We start from the raw sequence: 4,260 nt of genomic DNA on the forward strand, positions 1-4,260 counted from the left end.
GATCACACCGCTGCTGCCATCCAGCCTGCCCGAGAACTCAACCAGTTTCAGGTCGTCCGACAGGCCGGTTGCCACCTCACCGTGAAGATCTCCAACGAATCCGAAGGTCGGGTGCCCTGGCATGAAACCCCCTTTGGCAACGGGGGATCAATGAGGATTCGCATAGAACGGGTAACGCAAATCCCCCGCTTTGCGCTAGCCAGCGCCGATTCTCGATTCGGGTCCGGCACTTGTCAAGGCTACGGCAAGATTCTCGCGATCTCGTCGTCACCCTTGTCTAACGGGTGTCTGAACCCGCCGTGTCGCTTTCCTTCAGAACCGCCTGCGCGGCCGCCAGACGGGCCACCGGCACCCTGAACGGGGAACAGCTCACGTAGTCCAGGCCCGTGTTGTGGCAGAACTCCACCGAGCTCGGGTCCCCGCCGTGCTCTCCGCAGATGCCCAGCTTCAGCTTCGGCCTGGTCTCGCGGCCCTCCTTGCAGGCGATCTCAATCAGACGGCCCACGCCGGCCACATCGATGGACTCGAACGGGTTCACCTTCAGGATGCCCCGCTCCAGGTACCTGGGGAGGAACTTGCCCTCGATGTCGTCCCGGCTGAAACCAAAAGCAGTCTGGGTTAGGTCGTTGGTTCCGAAGGAGAAGAACTCCGCGGTCTCGGCGATCTCCCCGGCCGTCAGGGCAGCCCGAGGCAGCTCGATCATCGTCCCGATCAGGTAGTCGATCTTCTGGCCGCTCTTGGCGAACACCTCGTCGATGATGGCCAGCGCTTCCCGGCGCATCATGTCGAACTCCTCCCGGACTGCAACTAGCGGGATCATGATCTCGATGACCGGCTCTTTGCCGGCCGCCTTCACCTGAACCGCAGCCTCGATGATCGCCCGCACCTGCATGGCGTAGAGACCGGGCTTCACGATGCCCAGCCGCACTCCCCGCATGCCCAGCATTGGGTTGGACTCCTCCAGCCGAAGGACGTTCTCCAGCAGGCTCGTGTGCTCGGCGATCTCCTTTTCAACCGAGTGCATCGTCGACGGCGAGTCGAGCGGGATGTCCGAGTGCTCCCACGAGAAGTGTTTGGAGGCACTCGTGGCAACCGACTTGTAGATCTCCAGACCCTGAATCTCCAGCTCCAACTCCTTCGACGAAGGAAGGAACTCGTGCAGCGGCGGGTCCAGCAGGCGGATGGTCACCGGCAGGCCGCTCATGGCGGTGAAGATGCCGATGAAGTCCTCCCGCTGAAGCTCCAGCAGCTCATCGAGGGCCGCCTGCTCCTCGTCCGGGGTGTTCGCAAGGATCATCCGGCGGACGACGGGTAGCCGGTCGCCCAGGAACATGTGCTCGGTCCGTGCCAGGCCGATGCCCTCGGCTCCGAACTCCCGGCCCTTGGCGGCGTCCTCGGGGGTGTCGGCATTTGCCCGCACCTTGAGGCGCCGGATGCCGTCGGCCCACCCCAGGACCTTCAGCAGGTCGGCAGAAAGCTCCGGCTCGACCAGCGGGACCTCGCCCAGGGCGATCTCGCCGGTGTTGCCGTTGATGGCGACGATGTCGCCCTCGACCACCCGGTGCTCGCCAACGGTGAACTCACGCTTGTCGACGTCGATCTTCAGCGACTCGGCGCCGCAGACGCACGGCTTGCCGGCGCCCCGGGCGACGACCGCGGCGTGGGAGGTCTTGCCCCCGCGGGAGGTCAGGATGCCCTGCGCGGCGTACATGCCGCCGACATCCTCCGGTTCGGTCATCGGGCGGACCAGGATGACCTTCTCGCCTGCCTCGGCCATGCGGACGGCCTCCCTGGCGTCGAAAACCGCCTTGCCGACGGCGGCCCCCGGTGAGGCGTTCAGGCCCTTGGCGACGATGACGATGTCGGCCGTGGTGTCGAACTGCGGGTGCAGAAGCTGGTCCAGGGAGGCCGGGTCGACCCGAAGGACGGCCTCCTCCTCGGAGATCTTGCCCTCGGAAACCAGGTCGACGGCGATCTTCACCGCAGCGCCGGCGGTCCGTTTGCCGATGCGGGTCTGCAGCATCCACAGCTTGCCCTTTTCGACCGTGAACTCGATGTCGCACATATCCCGGTAGTGGTCCTCGAGCTGGGCCATGATGCCGGTCAGCTTGTCGTAGCTGGCCCGGTCGGACTCCTTCAGGGCGTCCAGGTGCAGCGGGGTGCGGGCCCCGGAGACGACGTCCTCGCCCTGGGCGTTGGGCAGGTACTCGGCCAGGTACGACTTGGCGCCGCTCCCGGCGTCCCGGGTGAAGGCGACCCCGGTCCCGGAGTCCTCGCCCAGGTTGCCGAAAACGATGGTCTGCACGTTCACGCCGGTGCCGAGTGAGTCGGAGATCCGGTTCTGGCGGCGGTAGATCTTGGCCCGCTCGCCGCTCCAGGACTGAAAGACCGCCTCGATCGCCAGCTTCAGCTGCTCCATGGGGGTGTCGGGGAAACCTTTGCCGGTCTTGTCCTGCACCACCTGCTTGAAGCGTGCGGTCAGCTCCTTCAGGTCCTCGGCGCCGAGGTCGGTGTCCTCGGTGACGCCTGTCTCTTCCTTCAGGCGCTCGATCTCGTGCTCGAACTCCTCGCCGGGCACGTCCATGACGATCTTGCCGAACATCTGGATGAACCGGCGGTAGGCGTCGTAGGCGAATCGCTCGTTGCCCGACTGTGCGATCAGGCCCTTGAGCGACTCGTCGTTCATGCCCAGGTTGAGGACGGTGTCCATCATTCCCGGCATCGAGAACTTCGCGCCGGAGCGCACCGACACCAGCAGGGGGTTGTCGGGGTCGCCGAGCTTCTTGCCCATCTTTTCTTCGAGCTTGGCGACGTGCTCCGCCACCTCGTCCATCAGGCCTTCGGGAAAGTCGCCGGTCTCCATGTAGATCCGGCATGCCTCGGTGGTGACGGTGAATCCGGGGGGCACGGGCAGGCCCAGGTTGGTCATCTCGGAAAGGTTTGCTCCCTTGCCGCCGAGCAGGTCCTTCTTGTCCCTGTCGCCCTCTTCGAAGTCGTAGACGTACCGCGTTGCGGTTGTGGAGTCCGGTGTCACTCTGGCCTCAGGTCGATGTTAAGAGGGTCGGACTCAGGCGTGAGCGTGTACTGCTGCGTGCTTTTCTCGGTGCCGGGGGCAAACGCCACCACGGTCCAGGTGCCCTCGGGGAGGTTGAACTTGTACTCGCCGTCGGCGTCGGTGCGGGCTTCCCACACGAAGTCGCCGGACGGGCCGTTGATACGGATGTATGCACCTTCGGTGGGCGTTCCCGCGACCACGACCTTGCCGGTCATCTGAAGGGTCACCAGCTCAGCCTCGGGCGGAGCCAGTCGGAGAGGGCGTCGATGCCGACGCGCTCCTGCTTCATGGAATCACGATCCCTGATGGTCACAGCTTTGTCCTCCAATGAGTCGAAGTCGACAGTCACGGCGTAGGGGGTTCCGATCTCATCGTGACGTCGATAGCGTTTTCCGATCGAACCGGTTTCATCGTAGTCGATGCGATAGTCGGCGCGAAGGGTCTGGGCAACCTGCTTGGCGAGCGGTCTTAGGTTCTCGTGCTTCGATAGCGGCAGGACCGCCACCTTGATGGGGGCCAGCTGGTGGTGGAGGCGCAGCACGACTCGCTTGTCGACCCCGCCCTTGGCGTTCGGGGCCTCCTCCTCCCGGTAGGCGTCGATGAGGAAGGCCAGCAGCGCCCGGGTGGCGCCGGCGGCCGGCTCGATGACGTAGGGGACGTAGCGCTCGTTGGTCTCGGCGTCGAAGTACGAGAGGTCCTGGCCGGAGAACTTGGCGTGCTGGGTCAGGTCGAAGTCGCCCCGGTTGGCGATGCCCTCGAGCTCGCCCCAGCCCCACGGGTACTTGTACTCGATGTCCACGGTGCGGGTGGAGTAGTGGCTGAGCTCGTCGGGCTCGTGCTCCCTGAGGCGCAGGTTTTCCTCCCGCATGCCGAGGTCGAGGTACCACTGGAACCGCTCGTCGATCCACTGCTGGTGGTACTCGGCGTCGGTCCCGGGTTTGACGAAGTACTCCATCTCCATCTGCTCGAACTCCCGGGTGCGGAAGATGAAGTTGCCCGGCGTGATCTCGTTGCGGAACGACTTGCCGGTCTGGGCGATGCCGAACGGCAGTTTTTTGCGCATAGACGCCTGGACCTGCATGAAGTTGATGAAGATGCCCTGGGCGGTCTCGGGGCGGAGCCAGACGACGTTCTTGTCGTCCTGGATCGGCCCGATGTGGGTCTTGAACATCAGGTTGAAGTTGCGGGGGTCGCCGAGCTCGTCG

The 4,260-nt window shown here is 64.7% G+C and carries 3 protein-coding genes; all 3 read right to left on the minus strand.

What is annotated here, in order from left to right:
- Positions 1–277: 277 nt before the first annotated feature.
- Positions 278–3,034: a pyruvate, phosphate dikinase gene (ppdK, locus tag VFV09_01965; protein ID HEU4866469.1), complete on the minus strand. Its 2,757-nt coding sequence runs from the start codon at positions 3,032–3,034 to the stop codon at positions 278–280.
- Complete coding sequence (locus tag VFV09_01970) at positions 3,031–3,282, minus strand: carboxypeptidase regulatory-like domain-containing protein (GenBank protein ID HEU4866470.1); 252 nt, start codon at positions 3,280–3,282, stop codon at positions 3,031–3,033. Before VFV09_01970 ends, ppdK begins: the two co-directional genes overlap by 4 nt.
- Positions 3,279–4,260 (minus strand): glycine--tRNA ligase (locus tag VFV09_01975; protein ID HEU4866471.1); only part of this gene is annotated, 982 nt, incomplete at its 5' end. The genes VFV09_01975 and VFV09_01970, both read right to left, overlap by 4 nt.

Source organism: Actinomycetota bacterium, assembly GCA_035759705.1.
Classification (GTDB): Bacteria; Actinomycetota; CADDZG01; order JAHWKV01; family JAHWKV01; genus JAJCYE01.